Genomic DNA, 24699 nt, shown 5'->3' on the forward strand with positions numbered 1-24699 from the left:
ATGCCCAGCCGGCTGTTGATCCTGAGCGCGAGCATCTTCGCGTTGTCCGCGCCGGCGATCACCTTCGCCCAGACGATCCAACCGTTGCCGGTACGGCCCGCCCCGCAGCCGGTGTCGACGGTCGGCGAAAGTACGCTGGGCCAGGCACTGGCAAGGGCCTATCGCGGCAATCCGACGCTGGCGGCCGAGCGCGCGAATCTGCGCGCCAATGACGAAAACGTGCCGATCGCGCGGTCCGCCGGCCTGCCGCGGGTGGTCAGCTCGGGCACCTATCTCGAAAATCTTCATGATTCGAGCAACAATGACAGCGTCAACAGCTTCGGAAACCCGGCGCGTCAGGTGACCGCAGGCGTCGATCTGACCGTGCCGATCTATTCGGGCGGCGCGGTGCGCAACTCGGTGCGCGCGGCCGAAACTCGCGTCCGCGCGGGCCGCGCCGATCTGCGCACGGTTGAAGCCAACATCTTCACTGACGTCGTCGCCGCGTACATGGATGTGATCCGCGACGAATCGATCGTCGCGCTCAATCAGCAGAATGTGCGCGTCCTGGACGTCAATCTTCAGGCGTCACGCGACCGGTTCGAACTGGGCGACCTGACTCGCACCGACGTCGCTCAGTCCGAAGCGCGGCTCGCGATTTCTCAGGGCCAGTTGCGCAGTGCGGAAGCGCAATTGATTTCCAGCCGCGAAAACTACATCCGCGTGGTGGGCGAAGCGCCCGGCGCGCTGGCGTCGCCACCGCCGCTTCCCGGTTTGCCGGGCAGCGTCGAGGATGCGACGCGGGTGGCGCTCGACCAGAATCCGGGACTTGATTCGATCCGGCTGGCGGCAGAGGCAAGCGATTACGACATCGACGTTGCCCGTGCCGCTCGCCTGCCGCGCCTATCGGGCTTCGTCGGGGGCGATTATAGCAATTTCCTCGGATCGCTGGGGTCTGGCACGGGGGTCGATATCCGTCAGGACAGCACGTCCGCGCAGGCCGGGCTGACGCTGTCGATGCCCTTGTTTCAGGGCGGTCTACCTGCCGCTCAGGTGCGACAAGCGCAGGCGCGCCGCAGCCAGACGCTGGAAATCGCCACCGAGGTCGAACGCGGCGTCGTCGCCCAGACACGCTCGGCCTTTGCCGTGTGGCAGTCGGCACAGCGCGTGATCGCCTTTTCGCAAGTCGCGGTTGATGCGAACCGTTTGTCGCTGGAGGGCGTTCGCGCCGAAAACAGCGTGGGTACGCGTACGATCCTCGACATCCTCGATGCGGAGCGAGAATTGCTCAACAGCCAGGTGACCTTGGTCGCGGCCCAGCGCGATGCTTATGTCGCCGGGTTCGCGCTGCTCGCGGCGATGGGCCAGGCGGAGGCGCGCGACCTGGGCCTCGACGGCGGGCCGCTTTACGATCCGACGGTCAATTACAACCGGGTGCGCGGGCGGATTTCGGATTGGGCGGACGATCCCGAACCGGTGTCGGTCAGCACGACGACCACCGCGACGCCCGCGCAGAACGCGACCGTGGTCAACCAGCCCGATCCATCGACCATTGCCCGCCCGCCGGAAACGCCCGTCGGCGACTGACCGCGTCGCTCGCCCGTGGTTGACAGCGCCGGGCTTCTGACCGAAACCGACGGCCAGGTGACGGTTCGGGCGATGAAGGTGCCGGATATGGGGGATATCAGTACCGAGCGATCGATGGAGGACATCCTGTCCTCGATCAAACGCATCATCGCCGAGGAAGGCGATGTGGGCCAGCGTCCGCGCCGCCCCCGTGCGCCAGAGCCCGCGCCGATCGAGATCGACGAAGCCGGGGATGCCGACGAAGCGGTGCTCGAACTCGAAGACTATGCCGACGAGCCTGCGCCGACGAGCGATGGCGAGCCCGCCACGGCCGAGCCCGAGCCCGAGCCGGAACCCGAAGCAGTTGCTCAGGTCGAACGTTCCCGTGCGCGTTCGGAAGAGGCAATCCTGTCCGAACGCACGGCTCAGGCGACCCGCGGATCGCTCGATGCCTTGTCCAAACTGATCGTGCGGCCACAATCTACGGGTTCGGACACGCTGGAGGGGTTGGTGCGCGACATGCTCCGCCCGATGCTCAGCGACTGGCTCGATGCGCATCTTCCGGAAATCGTTGAACGAATCGTGCAGCGCGAAGTCGAACGGCTGACCAAGCGTTGAAAAGCCCGTGAAGTTTGCGAATGAGGGTCGGAACTTGTGCAGGGTCGTCGGGTTTCTGGCGGCATGAATGACGGTAGGGATACGCCTGACGATCGTGACCACCTGACCCCGCGCGGGCACAGCGAGGTGTCGAACGCTGCCGTTCAGGCCAATGACCGGCACGACATTTTCTTCGCGGCGGTCGATGCTACGCGGATGCCGATGGTCGTCACCGACCCACACCGTGACGACAATCCCATCATCTTTTGCAACCGCGCGTTCGAGCGGATGACCGGTTACGGTCAGGATGAGATCCTGGGTCGCAATTGCAGGTTCCTTCAGGGGCCGGAAACCGACCGCGACGTCGTTTCGCAAGTCGGTGCCGCGATCCGCAATCGCGAAGAACTGGCGGTCGAGATACTGAACTATCGCAAGAACGGTTCGACGTTCTGGAACGCCCTGTTCGTCTCGCCGGTCATCAGCGAAGAGGGTGAGCTGAAATATTATTTCGCCAGCCAGCTCGACATTTCGCGGCGCAAGGAAGCCGAAGAGGCCCTGCATCAGGCGCAAAAGATGGAGGCGGTCGGCAAGCTGACCGGTGGCATCGCGCATGATTTCAACAATCTGCTTCAGGTCATCACGGGGTATGTCGACATGCTCGACGCCCGGTTGGACAAGGAGGATCGCGTCGCCCGGCGGTCGGTAGAGGCCATCGCGTCGGCCGCCAATCGCGGCGCGCAACTGACCCAGCAATTGCTGGCGTTTGCGCGCAAACAGGAATTGCGCGACCGGTTGCTCAACATCAATACGTTGATCGGCGACTTCGAATCGATCGTGTCACGCAGCGCGGGTGACAAGGTCCGCGTCAAATACCAGTTTTCGGACGACCTCTGGAACGCCCGCATCGATCCGGTTCAGGCCGAAATGGCGCTCCTCAACATCGTCACGAACGCGCGCGACGCGATGTCCGGGACGGGCGAAATAACAATCGCCACCGGCAATGTAGTGTCCACCGTCGAAGCGCCACTGGCAGCCGGACTGGATCCGGGAGAATATGTCTGCGTTTCGGTGTCGGACACGGGTCTGGGCATCGACGACCATGCAATGGCGCAGATCTTCGATCCCTTCTTTTCGACCAAGGAAGTCGGGAAGGGGACGGGACTGGGCCTTTCGATGGTGTATGGCTTCATGCGCCAGTCGGGCGGCGGTGTATCTGCCGAAAACCTGCCGGATCGCGGCGCGCGTTTTTCGCTATTGTTCCCCCGCGCGCGCGGTGTCGTGGACATCGACACGGTGCAAAGCCCGCAGACCAGGGGTGAGGGCGAGCGCCTGTTGATGGTCGAGGATCAGCCGCAGGTCGCGGAACTCGGAAAGACGATCCTGGAGGACCTGGGATATGACGTGACCCATGTCGACAGCGCGAAGAAGGCGCTCAAACTGCTCGAATCCGACAACAAGTTTGCGTTGCTGTTCACCGACATCGTCATGCCGGGCGAAATGAACGGCGTCGAACTGGCGACCAGCGTTCGCGGAGAATATCCCGATATCCAGATCCTGTTGACCACCGGCTATTCGGACCGTGCGCTCGATGCCGAAAGTCGGAATTTTCCGCTGGTCCGCAAACCCTGGCGCCGCGCCGAACTCGCCCAGCGCATCCGGACGCTGCTTGAGGGACCGAACGGGGTTAGCTGAACCCTTGCGCGGTGCGCTCGCGCGGCTAATGCGGGGGGCATGAGCGAGCTTCCAAAGACTTTCGACCCTGCGGCCATTGAGCAGCGCTGGTATCCCTATTGGGAGGAAAAGGGCCTGTTCCGCCCCGACCGTCCGGGTGCCGAGCCGTGGACGATCGTCAACCCGCCGCCCAACGTCACCGGCAGCCTGCACATTGGCCATGCACTCGACAATACGTTGCAGGACATCCTCGTCCGCCACGCAAGGTTGCAGGGCAAGGATGCGCTGTGGGTGGTCGGCACCGACCATGCTGGCATCGCGACGCAGATGGTGGTCGAACGCCAGATGGCGCTCAAACAGCAGAAGCGCACCGATTTCACCCGCAACGAGTTCGTTTCCAAGATCTGGGACTGGAAGGAAGAAAGCGGCGGAGAGATCACCGGCCAGCTTCGCCGTCTGGGCTGTTCGATGGACTGGGCCAACGAACGCTTCACCATGGACGACGGCTTTTCGAAAGCCGTACTCAAGGTGTTCGTGGAGCTTTACAATCAGGGGCTGCTCTACCGCGACAAACGACTGGTGAATTGGGATCCGGGCCTCGGCACCGCGATCAGTGACCTTGAGGTCGAGACGCGCGAGGTCAAGGGTTCGTTCTGGCAGCTTCGTTATCCGCTGGAGGATGGCAGCGGCTTCATTCACGTCGCGACGACGCGGCCGGAGACGATGCTCGCCGACATGGCGGTCGCGGTGAACCCGAGCGACGCGCGCTATACGGCGTTGGTCGGCAAGCAGGTGCGGCTGCCGATCACCGGGCGGCTGATCCCGATCGTGGCGGACGAGCATGCCGATCCCGAACTGGGGTCGGGCGCGGTGAAGATCACGCCGGGGCATGACTTCAACGATTTCGAAGTGGGCAAGCGTTCGGGCATCAAGGCCGCCGACATGCTGAACATGCTCGATGCCGAGGCGCGGGTTCAGCAGACCGCGGACGGGCTGATCCCGTTCGAGTTCATTGGCCTCGACCGTTTCGACGCCCGCGCGCTGGTGGTGGAGCGATTGAAAGACGGCGGTTTCCTCGTCCCGCACGCCGACAAGGAAGGGGTCGAACACGACGCCGAGCCGCGCACGATCCAGACCCCCTATGGCGACCGATCGAATGCGGTGATCGAGCCGTGGCTGACCGACCAATGGTATGTCGATGCCGCGACGCTGGCGAAGCCCGCGATCGAAGCGGTCCGATCCGGCGCCGTGCAGATCGTGCCGAAGTCGTGGGAAAAGACCTATTTTAACTGGATGGAGAATATCCAGCCCTGGTGCGTGTCGCGGCAACTCTGGTGGGGGCACCGGATCCCGGCATGGTTCGCCGAGGACGGCACGGTTTATGTGGCCGAGACCGCCGAGGAAGCTCAGGCACTGGCGGGCGAAAGCGTGGCGCTTCGTCAGGATGAGGACGTCCTCGACACCTGGTTCTCCTCCGCGCTGTGGCCGTTCGCGACGATGGGCTGGCCCGACGCCGACGTGAAGGCGCAGGGCCGCTATCCCAACGACGTGCTGATTTCCGGCTTCGACATCCTGTTCTTCTGGGACGCGCGGATGATGATGCAGGGGCTGCACTTCATGGGCGATGTGCCGTTCAAGACGCTGTATCTGCACGGGCTGGTCCGCGCCGCCGACGGTTCGAAAATGTCGAAGTCGAAGGGCAATACCGTCGATCCGCTCGGCCTGATCGACCATTATGGTGCCGACGCGCTGCGGTTCTTCATGGCGGCGATGGAAAGCCAGGGCCGCGACATCAAAATGGATGAAAAGCGGGTCGAGGGGTATCGCAATTTCGCGACCAAGCTGTGGAATGCCGCGCGCTTCTGCCAATCGAACGGCATCGGCGCATCGACAACGCTATCCCCGCCTGATGCAAAGCTTGCGGTCAATCGTTGGATCATCGCCGAGACGGTGTCGGCGGTGCAGGCAGTCGATCTGGCACTCGCCGAATACCGCTTCGACGGTGCGGCCAACGCGATCTATCAATTCGCGTGGAGCCGCTTCTGCGACTGGTATCTGGAACTCATCAAGCCGGTGTCCGTCGGCGATCAGCGCGGATCGATCGATGAGGAGTCGAAGGTCGTCGCGGGCTGGGTGCTCGACCAGATTCTGGTGCTGCTCCACCCGTTCATGCCCTTCATCACCGAAGAGCTGTGGCACGCGATGGGGGATCGGGATTATCCGATCATCACCGCGAAATGGCCGATGGTGGATGCAAAGTCGCTGGACGTTGCTGCGCAGAAGGAAATCGACTGGCTGATCCGGCTGGTGAGCGACATCCGATCCAGCCGTACCGAACTCAACGTGCCGCCGGGTGCGCGTCTGCCGCTGCATGTGCGCGACGCATCGGCGGAAACGCTGGCGCGGCTTGAGCGTCAGGGTGCGGCGCTTGCGCGGATGGCACGGGTCGATCTGAGCGATGGCGAAGCACCGGCAGGCGGCGCGGCGCAGGTGGTGGTGGACGAGGCGACGTTCGTCCTCCCGCTCGAAGGCGTCATCGACCTCGACGCCGAGCGCGCACGGCTGGCCAAGGCGATTGCAGCCGCGGAAAAGGAGCGCGATGCGCTGTCGGGTCGGCTGAATAACGCCAGTTTCGTCGAACGCGCCAAGCCCGAAGCGGTGGAAAAAGCGCGCGCCGACCATGCCGAGAAATCGGAAGAAGCCGCCCGGCTGCACGCCGCACTGGGACGATTGGGCTGAATCGCCATTTGCCGGGTGCGCTGGCCGCATCCGGCATCCTCGCCCAGGCCCAAACGAAAACGGGGCGCGGAAAGCCTTCGCTTTCTCACGCCCCGTCGGCAGTCCCCTCCAAGGGAGCCCGTTAATCGTTTACTCTGCGGTCGCCTTGTCGGCGGCCTTGTCCGACGGACGCGGATCGCGGCGTTCGGCGATACGCGCCGACTTGCCGGTGCGGCCACGCAGATAATAGAGCTTGGCGCGACGCACGACACCGCGGCGCACGACTTCGATCGAATCGAGGTTGGGCGAATAAAGCGGAAAAACGCGCTCGACACCTTCGCCGAACGACATTTTGCGAACCGTGAAGCTCGACCCCATGCCGCGGCTGGAGCGGGCGATGCAGACGCCTTCGAAATTCTGGACGCGGGTACGTTCGCCTTCGACGACGCGCACGCCGACGCGCAGCGTGTCACCGGCGCGGAATTCCGGGATCTGCTTCGATTCGTTGAATTTGGCGATCTGTTCTGCTTCGATCGTCTGGATGAGGTTCATCTCATTCGTTCCTGTTTCGTCGCCGCGCACCAGAGGGAGACTGGACCCGAGCGCCCTCATGGCGCTCCCAAAGATCCGGCCTCCTTAGCCGTGTATCGACCGCTGCCTGGGCTTTACGCCAAGCGTCGATCTTCGCATGATCCCCCGATCGCAGCACTTCGGGGATCGTGCGCCCTTCCCATTCATTAGGTCGGGTATATTGCGGATATTCGAGAAGGCCGCTTTCGAAGCTTTCCTCGACACCGCTGGAAGCCGCGCCCATTACGCCGGGAAGCAGGCGAATGCAAGCATCCAGCAGGACCAGCGCCCCCATCTCTCCACCCGACAGGACATAGTCGCCGATCGAAACCTGTTCGATCGCGCGCGCGTCGAACAGTCGCTCGTCGAACCCCTCGAACCGGCCGCACAGCACGACCACGCCCGGTCCCGTCGCCAGCGCGCGCACGCGCGGCTGAGTGAGGGGATTCCCGCGCGGAGTCATTGCCAGGATCGGGCGGTCATCGGCCACGCTGTCGATCGCAGCGGCCAATACGTCGGCGCGCAACACCATCCCTGCGCCACCACCCGCGGGCGTGTCGTCCACCGAACGATGCTTGTCCGTTGCGAAGTCCCGGATCTGTACCGCATCGAGCGAATATCTCCCCTCGCGCAGCCCCCGCCCGGCGAGCGATATGCCCAAGGGTCCGGGAAACATCTCGGGGTAGAGCGTCAGAACGGTCGCGGCAAAACTCATAGGCACACCCCATTGCTGTCGAAACCACGTATTGCAAGACACGGGAACATTCCGCCGCCCAAGCGTTGGGCATCCGAAACGAAAGGGTGGGGCATGGCACAGATCGACGACTGCATCATCATCGGCGCGGGGCCGGCCGGGCTGACCGCGGCGATCTATCTGGCGCGATATCACCTGTCGATCCGGCTATTCGACAACGGGTCGAGCCGCGCGGCCATGATTCCGCGAACGCATAATCACGCAGGCTATCCCGGTGGGGTGGAGGGCAAGGAGTTGCTGCGGCTGATGCGCGAACAGGCGCTGGAATTCGGTGCCATCCGTGAGGAAGCGGAGGTGACGCGACTGGTTGCCGACGACGAAGGCTTTTCGGTGTGCATCGGGCCAAGGGAATATCGCGCGCGTAGCGTCCTGCTGGCGACCGGAGTCGTCAATCACCGCCCCGATGGCATGGCCAATGACCTTCACGACGAAGCGCTGCAACGCGGGTTGCTGCGCTACTGCCCGGTTTGCGACGGGTATGAAGTCACCGACAAGCGCGTCGGGGTGATCGGGACGGGCGATCGCGGCCGTGCCGAGGCGCTGTTCCTGCGCGCCTATACCAGCGACCTGACGCTGATCGCCCCCGAGGCGGAACACGCGCTCGAAGATGACTGCATCGCTGCACTCGACGATGCGGGCGTGGTGCGTGTGGACGGGCCGTGCGGCGATTATGCCATCGACGGTGACCAACTCGTGGTTGCGACCGCGCGAGGAAGAATGGCGTTCGACAGCGTCTATCCCGCGCTCGGATCGCGAATCCGCTCGGACCTGGTGGTCGCGGCGGGTGCCCGCGCAAATGACGAGGGCTGTCTGGAAGTCGATTCGCACCAGCGCACCTCGATCCCCGGCCTGTTCGCGGCGGGGGACGTGGTGCTGGGGCTGGACCAGATATCGAATGCGATGGGGCAGGCCGGGGTGGCCGCGACGACGATCCGCAACGCGTTGAATGAAAGCCGTCCGATCAGGCGTTAAAGTCCAAAAAACAAAAACCCCGCCAAGCATTTGCTTTGGCGGGGTTTTCATTGGCGCGCCCGGAACGATTCGAACGTCCGACCCTCAGATTCGTAGTCTGATGCTCTATCCAGCTGAGCTACGGGCGCGCATTGGAGGGGGCGACATAGAAGCGGTTTCGGGGGATGGCAAGCCCGTTGCGTCCGCTTTTTCGCGCGCCTACACAGCCGGCCATGAACCGAGCCGGATTTTCGCTGCTGATCGCGGCGCTTTTAAGCGGATGCGCATCGATGCCGGATAGCGGACGGTTTCCATCGCTGCTTCCGCGCGCGATCGAATCGCGTAGCGATGCGATGGTGTTGCCCCCGGTCGCCGTGGCAACACCGGACCCGGCACTCGATGCGCGATTGGCTGAACTGGAGCGCAGATTGGTCGAAGCGACCGCCACATTCGATACGGGCTTTGCGCGGGCCGACCGGGTCGCGAATGCGGCGCGGGGCGTGCGGGCGGGGGGCGATGCGTGGCTCGATGCCCAGATTGCGCTGGCCGAACTTGATGTGCTGCGAACGGACACGCGGCTCGTGATCGCCGATCTGGAGCAATTGGCGGCCGATCGCGCGTTGGAACTGGCCCCCGATTATCCGGGGCTGGCGGCGCTCATCGAACAGGCGAAAACGCAGGAAACCCGCCAGAACGAGCGCATCGCCTCGATCGAGGCGCGGCTCGCCCCCGCCTGATCAATCCTCAACCGGCAGATCCTTGTTCAACGCGCGCACCAGCGGCACGATCGTCGCGAAATCGTCGGTCCAGGGCGTGAATCCCGAATAGGCGCGCAGCGTCCGCCAACGCAGGTCGGTTGCCGTCAACCGCGCGAGCGTCGCCCCATCCTTCGACATCACCACCCAGTCCGACGTGCTGCCGCCCAATATCCCGTTGTCGGTGGCATAGTCGGTCAGCAGCGCCGCGCTCCAGCCGCCCAGTCGCGCGGCTGCCTCGACCACCGGCTCCAGCGCGAGATAGCGGTTGGAGATGTGGACGACGAGCACCCCGTCGGGGGCGAGCGCACGCGCATAGGTGTCGAACGCCTCGCGCGTCATCAGATGCATCGGCACCGCGTCCGAGGAGAAGGCGTCGAGCACCAGCACATCCAGGCTCGCCGCGGGCTGGTCGGCAATCGTGATCCGCGCATCGCCGAGCGCGAGATCGACTCCCTGCGGCAGACATTGCTGGAGGAACGTGAATCGATTGCGCGCGATATCGAGCACCGCGGGGTCGATTTCGTAGAAGGTCCATTGCTGATTGGGTAGCGCGTAACAGGCGAGCGTTCCCGTCCCCAGTCCCACCACGCCGACTCGCGCGCCTTGCGGATAAAGCGCCGGCGCAGCCTGCATCACCTGGCCCACCGCGGAGCCGGGCAGATAATAGCTGGTCGGCGTCCGCTCCAGCTCAGGGGCGCCTTTCAACTGGACGCCGTGCAGCGTCGTGCCGTGCGCCAATGTCCGCATGTCGGCATATTCGCGAATGGTGTAGACGCCGAAATAGCTACGAGTGCGCGCATCGGTGGTCAGGCTGAGTTCGAGCGCGCGGTAGCCGCCGAACAGGAATAGCGACGCGACGAGCGCGAACACGTACAGCGGACGCTGGCCGATCACGAGCACGCCGATTACCGCCATGCCGAGGAACGCGTAGGCCTCTGCGCGCGCGCCGAGAATCTGGCCGGGATTGGCGATTCCCAGAACGATCAGAACGCCGATCGCCAGCACCGCTGCCACCCCGGCAATGTTGGCGCGGCGTTCAGACCCTTCCCAAAAGCGCTGGAATAACGGAAGCAAATAGGGTTGCGCGGCCAGAACGCCCGCCCCGACGATCAGGATCGGGAATTCATACGTCCAGTCGAAGATGACCGGCGCGATCACCGCAGCGAACACGCCGCCCAGCGCGCCGCCGACCGACATGGCGAGATAGAATCCGGTCAACCGGTCGGGGTCGGGACGCAGATCGTACATCCGCGCGTGCAGCGTGATCGCGACCACGAACAGCAGCAGCAGTGCCATCATCGCGCTCAAAAACGCTTCCGACTGTGCGCCCGCCATCAACGTGCCGCCGAACAGCAGGATGGTGACCGGCGCGAATTTCTGGATCAGGTTTGCGGCGGCTCTTTGAGTGGCGAAGGCAATCGTGAAACTCAAAAGATACAGGCCGAGCGGCAATACCCACAGCATCGGCACAGCGACGATGTCGGTGGTCAGGAAAGTGGTGGTCGCCAGCATCAGGCCCGACGGCACGGTTGCCAGTGCGATCCAGTGGAGCACGCGTCGCGTCGACGGTTTGGGGCTGGTCGGGTGATGCTCGGTCGGCGCAGCGACACTCGCTTTCGGAAGGCGGAAGGCACATGCCAGCACAGCCACGAACACCAGCGCATAACCGATGCTCCAAACGGTGCTCTGGTTGTGCAGTGCCAGCGTGGGTTCGACGATCAGCGGATAGGCGATGAGCCCGCCGAAACTGCCGATGTTCGACGCTGCATAGAGCGCATAGGGATCGCGTCCCCCCGATGCCGCGGCAAACCAGCGCTGAAGCAACGGCGCTTGCGCGGAGATCGCGAAGAAGAGCGGGCCGATCGATGCCGCCAGGAAGACGGGCACCCAGAATACCGCATCGAGCCCTGCGGGCTGGCGGATCGCGACCAACCCGATCGGCAGCCACAGCGCCGCAACCGCCAGCACACCCAGATGGATCATCGCCTGTCGCCGCAACGGCACGCGCCCCAGCCAATGGGCATAGGCATAACCGCCCAGCAGGAGCGCCTGATAGACGAGCATCGCCGAGTTCCACACCGCGGGCGCACCCCCGATACGGGGCAACGCCATCCGCGCGATCATCGGCTGGACCAGGAACAGCAGGAACGACCCCGACAGGATCGCGACGACGAACAGGATGCCGATGCCGCTTTTGGGCGCGGGATCGTCGGCATAGACGCCATCGACGGGCGGCTTGTCGGCGGGCAAGCCCGCTTCGCTGTCTGCGGTCATTTGGCGAATCCTTGGGAGGCTATCAGGCGGATAGAAGGCGCGCGGCGAGCGGGGCGTGATAGGTGAGTACACCCGAACATCCCGCGCGTTTGAACGCCATCAGCGTTTCGAGCACCAGTGCATCGCGGTCGCCCGCTCCGGCTGCGGCGGCGGCCTCGATCATTGCGTATTCGCCCGACACTTGATAGGCGAACACAGGGACTTCGAAGCGTTGTTTCACGTCACGTACGATGTCGAGATAGGGCAAACCGGGCTTCACCATCACGCTGTCCGCACCCTCGGCCAGATCGGCGGCGACTTCGCGCAGGGCTTCTTCACGGTTCGCCGGGTCCATCTGATAGGTCTTCTTGTCGCCCTTCAGCAGCCCTCGGCTGCCCACCGCATCGCGGAACGGACCGTAAAAGGCGCTCGCATATTTGGCGGCATAGGACATGATCTGGACATTGTGGTGCCCGCCGTCCTCCAGCGCGTCGCGGATCAGGCCGATGCGACCGTCCATCATGTCCGACGGTGCGACGATGTCCGCGCCCGCCGCCGCCTGCACCAGCGCCTGTTTGACCAATGCGTCGGCGGTGGCGTCGTTCAGGACATAGCCGGTGTCGTCGATCAGCCCGTCGTGCCCGTGGCTGGTATAGGGATCGAGCGCGACGTCGGTCAGCACCCCGACCTCCGGCACCGCATCCTTCAGCGCGCGGATCGCGCGGCACATCAGATTGTCGGGATTGTGCGCCTCTGCCCCATCATCGCTGCGCAGGTCGAGCGGCGTGTTTGGGAACAGCGCGATACAGGCGATGCCAAGCGCGCGCGCCTCTTTGGCACGTTCCACCAAGCGGTCGACCGACCAGCGCGATACGCCCGGCAGGCTGGCGATCGGTTGTTCCTCGCCAGCACCTTCGCAGACGAACAACGGCCAGATCAGGTCGGCGGGGGTCAGGACGGTTTCGGCATGAAGCCTGCGGCTCCACTCGGACGCGCGGGTGCGGCGCAGGCGGAGCGCGGGGTAACGGGCGGACATGGCGCGCTTTGTGCGGGATCGCCGGCAATCGCGCAAGTCATGCGACCTTAAGGCGCAGCGTGCGTTAAGCGGCGATCATGACAGAAATCCGCTCCGCCGCCCTGATCGTCAATGCGATGTCCCGCACCGGCGAAGCCATGTTCGAAGAAGCGGCAGAGGCGGTGAAGGGGCTGCCCTATCCGGTCGATGCCCATGCCGTCCATGACCCGCAGGAACTGGACGCGATGATGGCTGCGATCCTCGCCAAAAAACCCGATCTGGTCGTGCTGGGCGGTGGCGACGGCACGATCAGCGGGCTGGTCGATCATCTGGTCGGAAAGGGCGTGATGCTGGGCGTGCTGCCGCTGGGCACCGCAAACAGTTTTGCACGGACGCTGGGCATTCCGCTCGATGTCGAAGGCGCGGTCGACGTGCTGCGGACGGGCGAGCCGAAGCGGATCGACCTTGGCATGATTGATGGTGATTATTTCGCCAATTGCGCTGCGATCGGCCTGTCGCCGCAAATCGCGGAAACCGTGCCACATAAGCTGAAACGCTATTTCGGCCGCGCAGGCTACCTTGTCTGGGCAGCCGTGCAATATATGCGCTTCGAGCCGTTCACGCTGATCGTCAGCGACGGCAAACGCGAACGCCGCGTCCGTACGGTCGAGGTCCGCATTTCGAACGGGTCGTTCCACGGCGGCACCGAGTTGGTCGAGGAAGCAAGCCTCGATTCGGGCGAGATCGTCATTCAGGCGGTTACTGGCCGGGTTAAACGACGGCTGCTCCACAATTGGGGCGCGAACATCCTGCGCCTCGACTCGCGATTGAAGGGCACGGTGTCGTTCCGCGGCAAATCGCTGGAGGTGCGCACCGACCCGCCGATGCCGATTTCGATCGATGGAGAGGTGCTGGCAAAAACCCCGGTCACGGCAAAGGTGGCTGCGGGGGTAATTTACGTGATGGCACCGAGCGAACTATAGACTAACCGGACGGCATGTCAGTTCGCATCCGGATCGTCGCACTGCTGCTCACATTGCTTGTCGTCGGCAGCATCGGCGTCGGCGCGCGGTGCCTGTCGGCGACCAGCGCGCGTTGCACGCCATCGACGCTGTTCAGTGGTGGCCCTGCGCTCGACGTGCCCTATGCCGAGACGCGGACCGAAGCGGTTGAAAAGATGCTCGATATGGCGGCGGTCGGGCCGGGCGATCGAGTGATCGACCTGGGCACTGGCGACGGGCGGATGCTGCTTCAGGCGGCGGCACGCGGGGCGAGCGGGCTGGGTGTCGATATCGACGCCGTGCTGGTCGCCGACGCCAATGCCAGCGCGGATCGACAGGGCGTTGGCGACCGCGTGACGTTTCGCACGCAGGACTTGTTCGAAACGCCGATTGCCGATGCGGACGTGGTGACGATGTTCCTGCTGCCCGAGATCAACCTGAAGCTGCGTCCACGGCTGTTGAGCGAACTGCGTCCCGGTGCGCGGGTGGTCAGCCATGCCTTTACGATGGGGGACTGGAAGCCCGACCTGGCCGAGCGGGTCGGCGGATCGCGGCTGTATCTGTGGGTGATCCCGGCGGATGTTTCTGGCGTATGGCGACTGCGCGATGCGGATGGCCAGCGGGTGATGACGCTGGACCAGACATTCCAGACCTTCACCGGTGATTTGGGGCAGGGCGGTGCAGTGTTCGACGGACGGGTGGATGGCGAGTGGGTCGCCTTCACGGTTCGCGAGGGTGAGCGGTCGGTGCGCTATGAGGGGCGGGTTCAGGGGGATACAATCGTCGGTACGATCCCCTATCGCTGGGAAGCGACGCGCGGTTCCTAACGCGCGAACGGCAGCGCGTGATCGACGAGTGCGGTCAGCACGCGACCCGGTTCTTCGACCATCATCAGATGCGCGGAATGTTCGAGCCAGATCGTCTTCTTGTAAGGTGCGCGCAATCGCTTCATCCACGCATCGGCGATCGGCGCGGGCACGGTGTAATCGTGACGACCGAGCAGCAGGATCACCGGCACGCGAACGCGCGTTAAGCGAGTAAAGCTGACATCGGCCAGCCGCGGCCACAGCGTCGTCACCGTAAACGCCGAACCCGCACCCCAGGCTTTCAGATCGGCTTCGTCATATTCGGGTGATAGCCGCGGCGCGCGCGTGTAGAAATTTGCGTTGTCGCGATAGGCGGCGAGCGCGCCGTATTTGATCGACCATGCCCGCCAAGCATCGGCTTGGTCGATCGTAAATCGGTCGCCGTCGGGATACGGGCGAAGTGCCTCGATGGCGGCGACCGCTTTCGTATCGCCGCGCTTTTTTGCCTGGTCGAGCGTCCAGCCCATGCCGACCCGTTCATTCTCCCGAAAGTCGATCAACTGGCCCATGCCGATATAGGCGTGGAGCAAGTCGGGCCGCTTTTCGACGACCGCGAGGCCGAGCGCCGATCCCCAGCTATGCCCGACCAGGAAAATCTTGCGCTTGCCGTACCGCGCGCGGAGTTGATCGATCAGTTCGATCGCATCCTCGCGGTATCGGTCGATCGTCATGCCGTCGGCGATCGCGGCGGGATTACTCAGTCGATAGGTCTTGCCCGTCCCACGCTGGTCCCATTGGACGACGGTGAAATAATCTTCCCACCCGCGCTGGAATGTCCACGCGATCGGCATTTCGACGGCACCGGGGCCGCCATGGAGGAACAGCAACAAGGGATTGTCGCGATCCGCGCCGCGCACGTTGATCGCCTGTGGAATGCCGCCGATGGTCAGGACCAGGTCTTCCTGAACGCCACGCGGGGTCACGATCCGGCCAATATCGGCGACGATCGCGCGGCCCGGCGCATATGGGTTTGCCGCATCCTGTCCGTTTGCCGCCGCGGCAACCATCACTCCGGCGAGCATACACGCCAATCGCATCCACATCATACCGCTCATCCACCATGCCTCGCCATCGACGTATCGGACGGTTGCAGGGATCGCGAGCAGGAAAAGGCGGTGCCACCCTTTACCCCCGCGCATTCGCCCGCGATAACCCGCGCCATATCCCCGACCGGGCGAATGAAATGTGGAGAGTGACGGCATGTGGAATTGGGCGTGCGGGACCGCACTGGCGGCGGCGATGGTGGCGATGACGGCGCAGCCGATGACGGCCTATGCGCAGGCGACGCAAACCGCGCAGGCCAAGTCGGCTGACCTGACGATGGACCGGGTGTTCTCCGGTCCCGACCTTGCCGGATCGCCGCCGCGTGCGGCGCGCCTGTCCCCCGATGGCAGGTTGCTGACGCTGCTGCGCGGTCGCGCCGACGAGGGCAACCGCTTCGACCTGTGGGCGATGGATACGACCAGCGGCGAATGGCGGATGCTGGTCGATTCGAAGAAGATCGGCAGCGGCGCCGAACTGTCCGAGGCCGAAAAGATGCAGCGCGAGCGCGCGCGCATCGGCGGACTGACCGGCATCGTCACCTATGACTGGGCGGCGGACGGGCAGTCGATCCTGGTGCCGCTCGATGGCGACCTCTATCTTGCGACGCTCGACGGGCAGGTACGCCGGTTGACCGAAACCGAAGCGGGCGAGTTGAACCCCGTTATCTCTCCGGCTGGCAAGTTTGTCAGCTTCGTGCGCGACCAGAATCTCTACGTCCAGCCGCTGGCCGGTGGCGAGGCGCGGCGCGTGACAAAGGATGGCGCGGGCACCGTGTTCTGGGGCGAAGCGGAATTCGTCGCGCAGGAGGAAATGTCGCGATCGACCGGTTATTGGTGGTCGCCGAACGACCAGCGCGTTGCGGTCCAGCGCTTCGACGAAGCACCTGTCGGTGTGGTCACCCGCACCGCGATCGGCGCGGAGGACACGCGGGTATTCGAGCAACGCTATCCCAAGGCTGGGACGCCCAACGTGCTGGTCGAACTCCATGTGATGAACCCCGACGGGTCGAATTCGGTGAAGGTCGATCTGGGCGCGAACCCCGACATTTACCTCTCGCGCGTCAACTGGACTCCCGATGGCAAGACGTTGCTGGTCCAGCGCCAGAGCCGCGACCAAAAGACGCTCGACATGCTCAGCGTCGATCCTGCGACCGGGCGTTCGCGCATTCTGTTCACAGAGAGGTCGGGCGAGCGGTCCTGGGTCAATTTGCACGATGCGCTGCACCCGCTCGCCGATGGCGGCCTGATCTGGTGGTCGGAGCGCGACGGCCACGGCCACCTCTACCGCTTCCGGGACGGCAACTGGACGCAGCTGACCAGCGGGCCGTGGGAAGTATTTTCCACGGTCGCGGTCGATGAAAAGGCGCGGACGGTTACCTTCCTCGGCAACAAGGACGGGGTACTCGAACGGCATCTGTATCGCACGTCGATCGACCGGCCGGGGCCGGTTACGCGGCTATCCGAGCCTGGCTGGTTCCACGGCGCGAATGGTTCGGGCGGGCGACTGATCGTCACACGCTCCAACCCCGCGCAACCGCCACAGACCTATCTTGCCGATGCGAACGCCAAGCGCCTTCGCTGGGTGAACGAGAACAAGCTCGACGCCGAGCATCCCTACACGCCGTATCTTGCCAGCCATCAGGAGCGGACCTTCGGCACGCTGAAGAGCGAGGACGGCGCGACGCTGCATTGGGAAATGATCAAACCGCGAATCGAGCCGGGCAAGAAATACCCCGTCTTCTTCCAGCATTATGGCGGCCCGCACGTCCAGTCCGTCGCGCGGCAATGGGGCGGTGCGCTTCAGCAATATATCGTCGATCGCGGCTATATCTGGTTTCAGATCGACAATCGCGGCTCCGCCAATCGCGGCAAGGCGTTCGAAGATCCGATCTATCACGCGATGGGCGGGATCGAGGTACGCGACCAGATTGCGGGCGCGGAGTGGCTGAAGACGCAAGGCTTCGTCGATCCGAACCGCATCACCACCTATGGCTGGTCCTACGGCGGCTATATGACGCTGAAGATGCTGCAGGCCGCGCCGGGCATGTTTGCAGCCGGCGTATCGGGCGCGCCGGTGACCAAATGGGAGCTCTACGACACGCATTATACCGAGCGGTATATGGGTGACCCAAACAAAGTCGCGGATGCCTATACCACCGCCAACACGGTGGCGGACGCTGCGAAGATCGCCGATCCGCTGCTGCTGATCCACGGCATGGCGGACGACAATGTGGTGCTGGAACATTCGACGGTGATGATGTCGGAAATGCAGCGCAGCGCGACTCCGTTCGAGGTGATGCTCTATCCAGGCCAGACCCACCGCGTCGGCGGGGCAGGGGTCAGCAAGCATCTTTGGACGACGATCTTCGACTTCCTCGATCGGCACGCCGGGGAGGAATGAACGCTGTGGGGGCTGCTAGGTGAGCAGCCCCCAGAGTTGCTGTCCCGCCAGCGCCACGAACAACAGCGCAGACCCCGCCAGCGTGACGTTCGCGAGCCAGCCATTGCGTGCGCCCTCGGGCAAACCCTTGCGGTTCAGCAGCAGGAGCAAGGTGATCGCCAGGAAAGGCATGAACAGCGCGCCGAACGCGCCATAGATCACCGCAAGCAGGAACGGTTGTTGTGCGAACAGCAACAGCATCGGCGGGAAGGTGAGCCACGCTAGATAAGCACGGAACGGCAGGCTTTTTTCGGTTTCGGCGCCGACCTCTGCCTCGATCCCACGCACCTGATGATACCAGTCGGCGAAGAACAGGCTCATCCCGTGCCATACGCCGAACACCGACGACAGGGCAGTGGCGGCGAAGCCCACCAGGAACAGGGTTGCGATCGTTCGTCCGAACCGATCCTCCAATATGTCGGACAGGCCGAGCAATCCCCGGTCGCTCGATTGCAACGCGATCCCGGCGGAGAACAACAGCTCCGCCCCGACGATCAGCATCGCGACCACGAACACCCCGGTGATGGTATAGGCCAGGGCATTGTCGAGCCGCATCAACGGCAACCAGCCGATCCCACGCCAGCCCTTGGTCTGAACCCAATAGCCATAGGCCGCAGTAGTGATCGTACCACCGACGCCGCCGATCAGGCCCAGCGTGTAGAAGAGCGCCCCGTCCGGCAGCGCGAAGGTCAGGCCGGATGCCAGTTCCGGCAGGGTCGGCGCGACCAGGATGGCCAGGCCGACCATGATGACGAACATCACGCCCACCATGATCTTCATCACCAGCTCGAACGTCGAATAGCGGTTGAACCAGACGAACACGAAGCCGGTCAGCCCGGTGATGACCGCCCAGCCCCAGAGCGGCAGGATCGGAAACAAAGCGGTAAGCGGCAATGCCGTGGCGCTCATCGCGGTCGCGCCGTAGATGAAGCCCCAGATCAGGACGTAGATGCCGAAATACCAGCTCGTCCACGCCCCCAGCGACCGCCATCCGGCGAGGATCGTGGAGCCGGTGGCGAGGTGATAGCGCGCCGATCCTTCGGACAGCGCGATCTTGACCACGCAACCGATGATCGCCGCCCACAGCAGCGCATAGCCATAGCGTGATCCAGCGATCAGCGTCGCGACCAGATCGCCCGCACCGACCCCTGTGGCCGCAACGACGATGCCGGGGCCGAGTTGCCGCCAGCGGTTCTTGGTCGGTGGCGTCGTGTCGGTCGTTTCGTTCACCCGGCGCGGCCCCTTTGATGGTTTTCGGCACCTTGGGCGAGGGAGCCGGGGGGCGCAACCATCCCCTCGTCATTCCCGCGAAGGCAGGAATCCATATTCTCCGACATGGGTTATGGATTCCCGCCTTCGCGGGAATGACGAGGTTAGTGAGCGCGTTGCGCACGGGCGTTTCTCGACTTCGCTCGAAACGAACGGCATGGACGGGTTAGTAAGGAGAACGCCCAGATGCCCGACGACCCGTCCGCCGATTTCATCACCCATCGCTTCACCGGCTTCGACGGTGCCGATCTGGCCTGGCACGAACTGGGTGAGGGTCGGGACGTCGTACTGATCCACGGCTATTTTTCGGACGCCGACACGAACTGGATCAAGTTTGGTCATGCCGCCGCCATTGCGGCCAAGGGGTTTCGCGTGATCATGCCCGATCTGCGCGCGCACGGGCAGAGCGCAAAGCCGCATGATGCTGCCGCCTTTCCGCTCGACGCGCTGGCGATGGACGGCGAGGCGCTGATCGAACAGCTCGGGCTAACCGATTACGACCTTGGCGGATATTCGCTCGGCGCGCGGACGACGGTGCGGATGCTGGTACGCGGGAAAATCCCCGCGCCCGGCAAAGTGGTCATTTCCGGGATGGGCTATGAAGGGTTGACCGACACCGGCAAGCGCGCCGGGCATTTCCGGCGCATCCTGACCAATCTCGGCAATTTCGAGCGCGGATCGCCGGAATGGATGGCGGAGGCGTTCCTCAAGACCACCAAGGGCGATCCGAAGGCCTTGCTGCGCATCCTCGACACCTTCGTCGACACGGCGCGCGAGGAAATTGCGGCGATCGCTCAGCCCGTGCTGGTGCTGGCGGGCGAAGAGGATGATGACAATGGCAGCCATGAAGCGCTGGCCGAATTGTTGCCCAATGCGACGTTGGTCGAGACGCCCGGCGGACATATGAGCGCGGTGACCAAGCCCGAACTGGGGGAAGCGCTCGCGGATTTTCTCGCCGCTTGACCTTGCGCCGGTCGTGGGCGCAAACTTGTAACAAATGTGATCAATTTTTCCGGGGACGCATCCATGAACCGTTTTGCCGTATCCAGCCTGGCGCTGGCCTGTGCGCTGTCCGTTGCCGGTTGCGCTGCCTCCAATGCGACCGCCGCCGCACCGCAAGCGGCTGCGCCCGCACCGGCACAGGCGATGACGCCCGCCGCTGCCGACGCCTTCGTCAAATCGGCCGAGGACCGGCTGTACGCGCACAACCTTACCGCCGCACGGGTCGATTGGGTCAACGCGACCTACATCACCACCGATACCGATGCGCTGTCCGCCGAATATGCCGAACGCGGCACCAAGCTGCGCGTAGAGCTCGCACTGGAAGCCGCGAAATATGCCGAAGTGCCCGGACTGTCGGCTGACACCGCGCGCAAGCTCGACATCATGCGTCAGGGCATCACGCTCCCTGCGCCGACGCGTGAGGGTGCGGCGGGTGAACTCGCACAACTCTCCACCAGCATGGCGTCGGCATATGGCCGCGGACGCGGCACGCTGAATGGCAAGCCGATCAGCGGCAGCGACATCGAAGCGGCGATGGGGACCAACCGCAACCCCAAGGAATTACTGGAGATGTGGACCAGCTGGCACGACAATGTCGGCGCACCGATGCGCGGCGATTATGCCAAGGCGGTGACCATCGCCAATGAAGGGTCGAAGGAGCTGGGCTTTACCGATGTCGGCGCGATGTGGCGGTCGGGCTACGACATGCCCGCGGACGAATTCGCTGCGGAAACCGACAAGCTCTGGAAGGAAGTGGAGCCGCTCTACATCGCGCTCCACACTTACATGCGGACCAAGCTGAACGAGGAATATGGCACCGCGGTCCAGCCCGCGACCGGCCCGATCAACTCGCATCTGCTCGGCAATATGTGGGCGCAGGGGTGGAGCGGCATCTATGACATCGCCGCACCCGCGGGCGTAGGCGATGTCGGATATGACGTCGGTGATCTGCTCAAGGCGCAGAATTACGACGCCAACCGCATGACCAAGAGCGGCGAGCAATTCTTCTCGTCACTCGGCTTCGCGCCGCTGCCGGAGACCTTCTGGGAACGGTCGCTGTTCACCAAGCCCGCCGACCGCGAGGTGCAATGCCATGCGTCGGCGTGGAATCTGGACGACAAGGACGATCTGCGGATCAAGATGTGCATTCAGGTGAATGCCGACGATTTCATCACCATCCATCACGAACTCGGCCACAATTATTACCAGCGGGCGTACAAGGCGCAGCCCCTGCTGTATCGCGATGGTGCCAATGACGGCTTCCACGAAGCGATCGGCGATATGGTCGCGTTGGCGATTACGCCGGATTATCTTGTCCAGATCGGGCTATTGCCCAAGAACCGCGTGCCGAGCGCCGACAAGGATATCGGCCTGCTGCTGCGGCAAGCGATGGACAAGGTTGCGTTCCTGCCGTTCGGGTTGATGGTCGATCGCTGGCGCTGGGGCGTCTATTCGGGCGAGATCGCGCCGGGCGCCTATCAGAAGGGCTGGGACGATCTGCGCCTGCGGTATCAGGGCGTGAAGCCGCCGGTCGCGCGCGACGAGAGCAAGTTCGATCCGGGCGCGAAGTATCATATCCCCGGCAATGTCCCTTATACCCGCTATTTCCTGGCGCACATCCTGCAATTCCAGTTCTACGAAGCGGCGTGCAAGCAGGCCGGATGGACGGGGCCGCTGCACCGCTGTTCGTTCGCGGGCAATGAGGAAGTCGGCACGCGGTTCAATGCAATGTTGGAAATGGGCCGGTCGAAGCCGTGGCCCGATGCGCTGGAGGCATTCACGGGTGAGCGGGAGATGTCGGGCCGCGCGCTGGTCGAATATTTCGCGCCGCTGAAGGCGTGGCTGGACGAACAGAACAAGGGCAAGCCAACCGGCTGGTGAGCGGTCCGCTTCGGACTTGCACAACATGGACCCCGGCGAAGGCCGGGGTCCAGTGGGAGTTGTCGGGCAATTTGGGGAGCGGCGCGGCCGCAATGTCCGCTGGTGGTGACTGCGGAAGTATCTGACGTCCCGCGACTGGACCCTGGCCTTCGCCGGGGTACGGTCTTCTAGGTGCCGCCCGCGCTTATCATTTGATGTCGGGAATCGTCCCTTCGTCGGCGATTCCCGCTTCGAACGACGCGCTCGAATCGGTGCCGTCCGCCTGATGCGCGCTCGGCTTCGTTGGCGCATCCTGCTTGCGGAATTTCAGGAATCCGAAGGTCATGCCCGCCAATGCGGTCGCGGCCATCGCGACGATGCCGCCGTTGCGAAAGCCCTTGCCGACAGCAGTGCCGCCAGCGGGTTTGGCATCAGGGCCGCGTTTCGTCGCGCCCGGCTTTGCAGGGGCGGCGGGCTTCGGTTTTGCCGATTTACGCGCGGGTGCGACGCGTGGCTTTGGCGGGGCTGGCGGTTTGGGTTTCGCCGTGGGTGTCTTGGCAGTGGTGGTACCGGTGCTGCTTGCGGCCTTCGCCGGCGCTTTGCGCGTTGCGCCGGTTTTGCGGGGGGCGGCTGGCTTGCGCGTCGCCGAGGGATTTCGAGTCGACCCTGCGCCGCGCCGTGCCGGCGTCTTGGGCGGCGGCGGCGTTGCGCTGCTGGGTGGGGGTGGCGGTGCTGGCGGCGTGGTTTCGTCGGTCATATCGGCCCCGTGATGTTTCTTTCCGCATCAAGCGCGGGCGGCGGCAAAGGTTCCGCCACCCGCGCCGATCACCGGAACGGCGGTTCGTTGAACGCGCGCAATTTGCGGCTGTGGAGCTTCGGTCCTTCGCGGCGCAGTTCCTCGACGGTCTCGATCCCGATCCGCATATGTTCGTTGATCGCGCGTTCGTAGAAGCGGTTGGCCTGGCCCGGTAGCTTGAGTTCGCCATGCAAGGGTTTGTCCGACACGCACAGCAGCGTTCCGTAGGGGACGCGGAACCGGTAGCCTTGTGCGGCGATGGTCGCCGATTCCATGTCGATCCCGACTGCGCGCGATAGCGAGAATCGCAGCGCGCTTTGCGAAAACCGGAGTTCCCAGTTGCGGTCGTCGGTGGTGACGATCGTGCCGGTGCGCAGGCGTCGCTTTAATTCTTCGCCCGATTGGCCCGATACGGTTTCCGCCGCACGCGCCATAGCCACTTGGATCTCCGCAATCGCGGGGATCGGAATTTCGGGGGGTAGCACGTCGTCGAGGATATGGTCGTCGCGCAGATAGGCGTGCGCAAGCACATAGTCGCCGATCCGCTGGCTGGGGCGCAGGCCACCGCAATGGCCGATCATCAGCCACGCCTCTGGCCGGGTAACTGCCAGATGGTCGCAGATCGTCTTCGCGTTCGACGGACCGACACCGATGTTGACCAACGTGATCCCGGTCCGGTCATCAGCCATCAAGTGATAGGCAGGCATCTGGTGCCGCCGCCACGCGCTGTCGGTGACCAGCTTGTCGGGATCGTCCCCCGCCTTGATGACGATGCCGCCTGCGCCCGACAACGCGGTGAAGCGGTTGTCCTCGCCCAGCATCTGGATGCCCCAGCGGACGAATTCGTCGACATAGCGGTGGTAATTAGTGAACAGCACATATTGCTGGCAATGCTCGGGCGGTGTGCCGGTGTAGTGCCGAAGCCGCGCCAGGCTGAAATCGGTGCGCAGCCCGTCGAATAGAGCAAGCGGACGCGTGCCGTCGGGATCGACGAAGGTGCCGTCGGCGATCTCGTCGCCGATATGCGCGAGTTCGGTCGCGGGAAAGAACCGCGCGAGTTCGAGCGCGGACACTTCGTCCAGGCTGAGCGCGTGGCCGGGATCGAGGACATAGGGGAAGGGGATTTCCTGCCGCCCCGCGACGGCCTCAACCTCGACCTCATAATCCTCGATCAGGAAGGTCAGTTGTTCGGTCAGGTAATCGGCGAAGATCGCGGGCTTGGTGACGCTGATCCGGTATTCGCCGGGCGTGACCAGTCGTCCGAACGACCGCAGCGGCGCGGCCTTTTCGTCGCCGCCGCGATAACGGACGCGGATTTCGGGATAAGCGAACGAACCGTCGTGCCGCGCTTCGGGCGGGGGTGGGCCGTTGCCCGACAGATAGGTGGTGAGGGCTGCCTTCAGCCGATCGACCGATCCGGTGTAGAGACGGTCGAGTTCGGCGACGATTTCCTGTGCTCTTGTCATCTGCTGTCGCTAACGAGCGCAGGTGACGCTGGCAAGACAGGGCGCGCGAAACGAGGATCGCGCCGGAGCAGAGGCTCCGACGCGATCATGTTCCGTCTGTTCACACCGTTTGTCCCGAGTAGCC

At 64.1% G+C, this 24699-nt stretch carries 19 protein-coding genes and 1 tRNA gene; 11 read left to right on the forward strand and 9 right to left on the reverse strand.

What is annotated here, in order from left to right; all coding sequences use genetic code 11:
* The 4 genes from ENHY17A_RS06585 to ENHY17A_RS06600 all read left to right on the forward strand — a co-directional run bounded on the left by ENHY17A_RS06585 (position 1) and on the right by ENHY17A_RS06600 (position 6552).
* Positions 1-1566, forward strand: a complete 1566-nt coding sequence (locus tag ENHY17A_RS06585) for a TolC family outer membrane protein (RefSeq protein WP_159711205.1) — start codon at positions 1-3, stop codon at positions 1564-1566.
* 15 nt (positions 1567-1581) lie between these two features.
* Positions 1582-2163 (forward strand): DUF2497 domain-containing protein, encoded by a 582-nt coding sequence (locus ENHY17A_RS06590; protein ID WP_328799131.1) that lies wholly within the window; start codon positions 1582-1584, stop codon positions 2161-2163.
* A 63-nt stretch (positions 2164-2226) separates the two neighbouring features.
* Positions 2227-3834 carry a histidine kinase famiy protein gene (locus tag ENHY17A_RS06595; protein WP_159711207.1) on the forward strand — a complete coding sequence of 536 codons (1608 nt, stop codon included), beginning with the start codon at positions 2227-2229 and terminating at the stop codon, positions 3832-3834.
* A 39-nt stretch (positions 3835-3873) separates the two neighbouring features.
* Positions 3874-6552 carry a valine--tRNA ligase gene (locus ENHY17A_RS06600; protein ID WP_159711209.1) on the forward strand — a complete coding sequence of 893 codons (2679 nt, stop codon included), beginning with the start codon at positions 3874-3876 and terminating at the stop codon, positions 6550-6552.
* A 129-nt stretch (positions 6553-6681) separates the two neighbouring features.
* Here ENHY17A_RS06600 and rplS read toward each other — a convergent pair whose 3' ends face one another.
* Both rplS and trmD read right to left on the reverse strand, forming a co-directional pair.
* Positions 6682-7083: a 50S ribosomal protein L19 gene (gene rplS, locus ENHY17A_RS06605; RefSeq protein ID WP_159711211.1), complete on the reverse strand. Its 402-nt coding sequence runs from the start codon at positions 7081-7083 to the stop codon at positions 6682-6684.
* A gap of 1 nt (position 7084) precedes the next feature.
* Complete coding sequence (gene trmD / locus ENHY17A_RS06610; protein WP_159711213.1) at positions 7085-7816, reverse strand: tRNA (guanosine(37)-N1)-methyltransferase TrmD; 732 nt, start codon at positions 7814-7816, stop codon at positions 7085-7087.
* 93 nt (positions 7817-7909) lie between these two features.
* Here trmD and ENHY17A_RS06615 point away from each other — a divergent pair, with 93 nt between their 5' ends.
* Positions 7910-8827 carry an NAD(P)/FAD-dependent oxidoreductase gene (locus tag ENHY17A_RS06615; protein WP_201296350.1) on the forward strand — a complete coding sequence of 306 codons (918 nt, stop codon included), beginning with the start codon at positions 7910-7912 and terminating at the stop codon, positions 8825-8827.
* Positions 8828-8878: 51 nt separating this feature from the next.
* Here the strand turns inward: ENHY17A_RS06615 and ENHY17A_RS06620 are convergent.
* Positions 8879-8955: transfer RNA gene (locus ENHY17A_RS06620), tRNA-Arg, on the reverse strand.
* 84 nt (positions 8956-9039) lie between these two features.
* On the opposite strand from ENHY17A_RS06620, the gene ENHY17A_RS06625 reads away from it, so the two are divergent.
* Positions 9040-9543, forward strand: coding sequence for a hypothetical protein (locus ENHY17A_RS06625; protein WP_159711215.1), 504 nt, complete (start codon positions 9040-9042; stop codon positions 9541-9543).
* Here the strand turns inward: ENHY17A_RS06625 and ENHY17A_RS06630 are convergent, their stop codons facing one another.
* Together ENHY17A_RS06630 and hemB are read right to left on the reverse strand one after the other, a co-directional pair.
* A complete protein-coding gene (locus ENHY17A_RS06630) occupies positions 9544-11838 on the reverse strand; it encodes a fused MFS/spermidine synthase (RefSeq protein ID WP_201296351.1) in 2295 nt (764 codons plus the stop codon). It lies immediately after the preceding gene.
* Positions 11839-11860: 22 nt separating this feature from the next.
* Positions 11861-12853, reverse strand: a complete 993-nt coding sequence (gene hemB, locus ENHY17A_RS06635) for a porphobilinogen synthase (RefSeq protein ID WP_159711217.1) — start codon at positions 12851-12853, stop codon at positions 11861-11863.
* A gap of 77 nt (positions 12854-12930) precedes the next feature.
* Here hemB and ENHY17A_RS06640 point away from each other — a divergent pair, with 77 nt between their 5' ends.
* Both ENHY17A_RS06640 and ENHY17A_RS06645 read left to right on the forward strand, forming a co-directional pair.
* Positions 12931-13815, forward strand: a complete 885-nt coding sequence (locus ENHY17A_RS06640) for a diacylglycerol/lipid kinase family protein (RefSeq protein WP_159711219.1) — start codon at positions 12931-12933, stop codon at positions 13813-13815.
* Positions 13816-13829: 14 nt separating this feature from the next.
* Positions 13830-14660, forward strand: a complete 831-nt coding sequence (locus tag ENHY17A_RS06645; protein ID WP_159711221.1) for an SAM-dependent methyltransferase — start codon at positions 13830-13832, stop codon at positions 14658-14660.
* On the opposite strand, the gene ENHY17A_RS06650 is transcribed toward ENHY17A_RS06645, so the two are convergent.
* A complete protein-coding gene (locus tag ENHY17A_RS06650) occupies positions 14657-15754 on the reverse strand; it encodes an alpha/beta fold hydrolase (RefSeq protein WP_236547786.1) in 1098 nt (365 codons plus the stop codon). The genes ENHY17A_RS06645 and ENHY17A_RS06650 overlap by 4 nt on opposite strands.
* A 193-nt stretch (positions 15755-15947) precedes the next feature.
* Between ENHY17A_RS06650 and ENHY17A_RS06655 the strand changes: the two genes are divergently transcribed.
* Positions 15948-18143, forward strand: coding sequence for a S9 family peptidase (locus ENHY17A_RS06655; protein ID WP_236548028.1), 2196 nt, complete (start codon positions 15948-15950; stop codon positions 18141-18143).
* A gap of 15 nt (positions 18144-18158) precedes the next feature.
* Here ENHY17A_RS06655 and ENHY17A_RS06660 read toward each other — a convergent pair whose 3' ends face one another.
* Positions 18159-19412, reverse strand: coding sequence for an Nramp family divalent metal transporter (locus ENHY17A_RS06660; protein ID WP_159711225.1), 1254 nt, complete (start codon positions 19410-19412; stop codon positions 18159-18161).
* Positions 19413-19637: 225 nt separating this feature from the next.
* Between ENHY17A_RS06660 and ENHY17A_RS06665 the strand changes: the two genes are divergently transcribed.
* Both ENHY17A_RS06665 and ENHY17A_RS06670 read left to right on the forward strand, forming a co-directional pair.
* On the forward strand, positions 19638-20414 hold the full coding sequence (locus ENHY17A_RS06665) for an alpha/beta fold hydrolase (RefSeq protein WP_159711227.1): 777 nt from the start codon (positions 19638-19640) through the stop codon (positions 20412-20414).
* Positions 20415-20477: 63 nt separating this feature from the next.
* On the forward strand, positions 20478-22334 hold the full coding sequence (locus ENHY17A_RS06670; RefSeq protein ID WP_159711229.1) for a M2 family metallopeptidase: 1857 nt from the start codon (positions 20478-20480) through the stop codon (positions 22332-22334).
* Positions 22335-22521: 187 nt separating this feature from the next.
* On the opposite strand, the gene ENHY17A_RS06675 is transcribed toward ENHY17A_RS06670, so the two are convergent.
* Both ENHY17A_RS06675 and ENHY17A_RS06680 read right to left on the reverse strand, forming a co-directional pair.
* Positions 22522-23070, reverse strand: a complete 549-nt coding sequence (locus ENHY17A_RS06675) for a hypothetical protein (protein ID WP_201296352.1) — start codon at positions 23068-23070, stop codon at positions 22522-22524.
* Between the two features lie 68 nt (positions 23071-23138).
* The gene (locus tag ENHY17A_RS06680; RefSeq protein WP_159711231.1) at positions 23139-24575 is read right to left on the reverse strand and encodes an AMP nucleosidase; all 1437 of its coding nucleotides are present in this window, start codon (positions 24573-24575) and stop codon (positions 23139-23141) included.
* Positions 24576-24699 lie beyond the last annotated feature (124 nt).

This window comes from Sphingomonas sp. AX6 (assembly GCF_902506605.1).
Lineage (GTDB): Bacteria > Pseudomonadota > Alphaproteobacteria > Sphingomonadales > Sphingomonadaceae > Sphingomonas.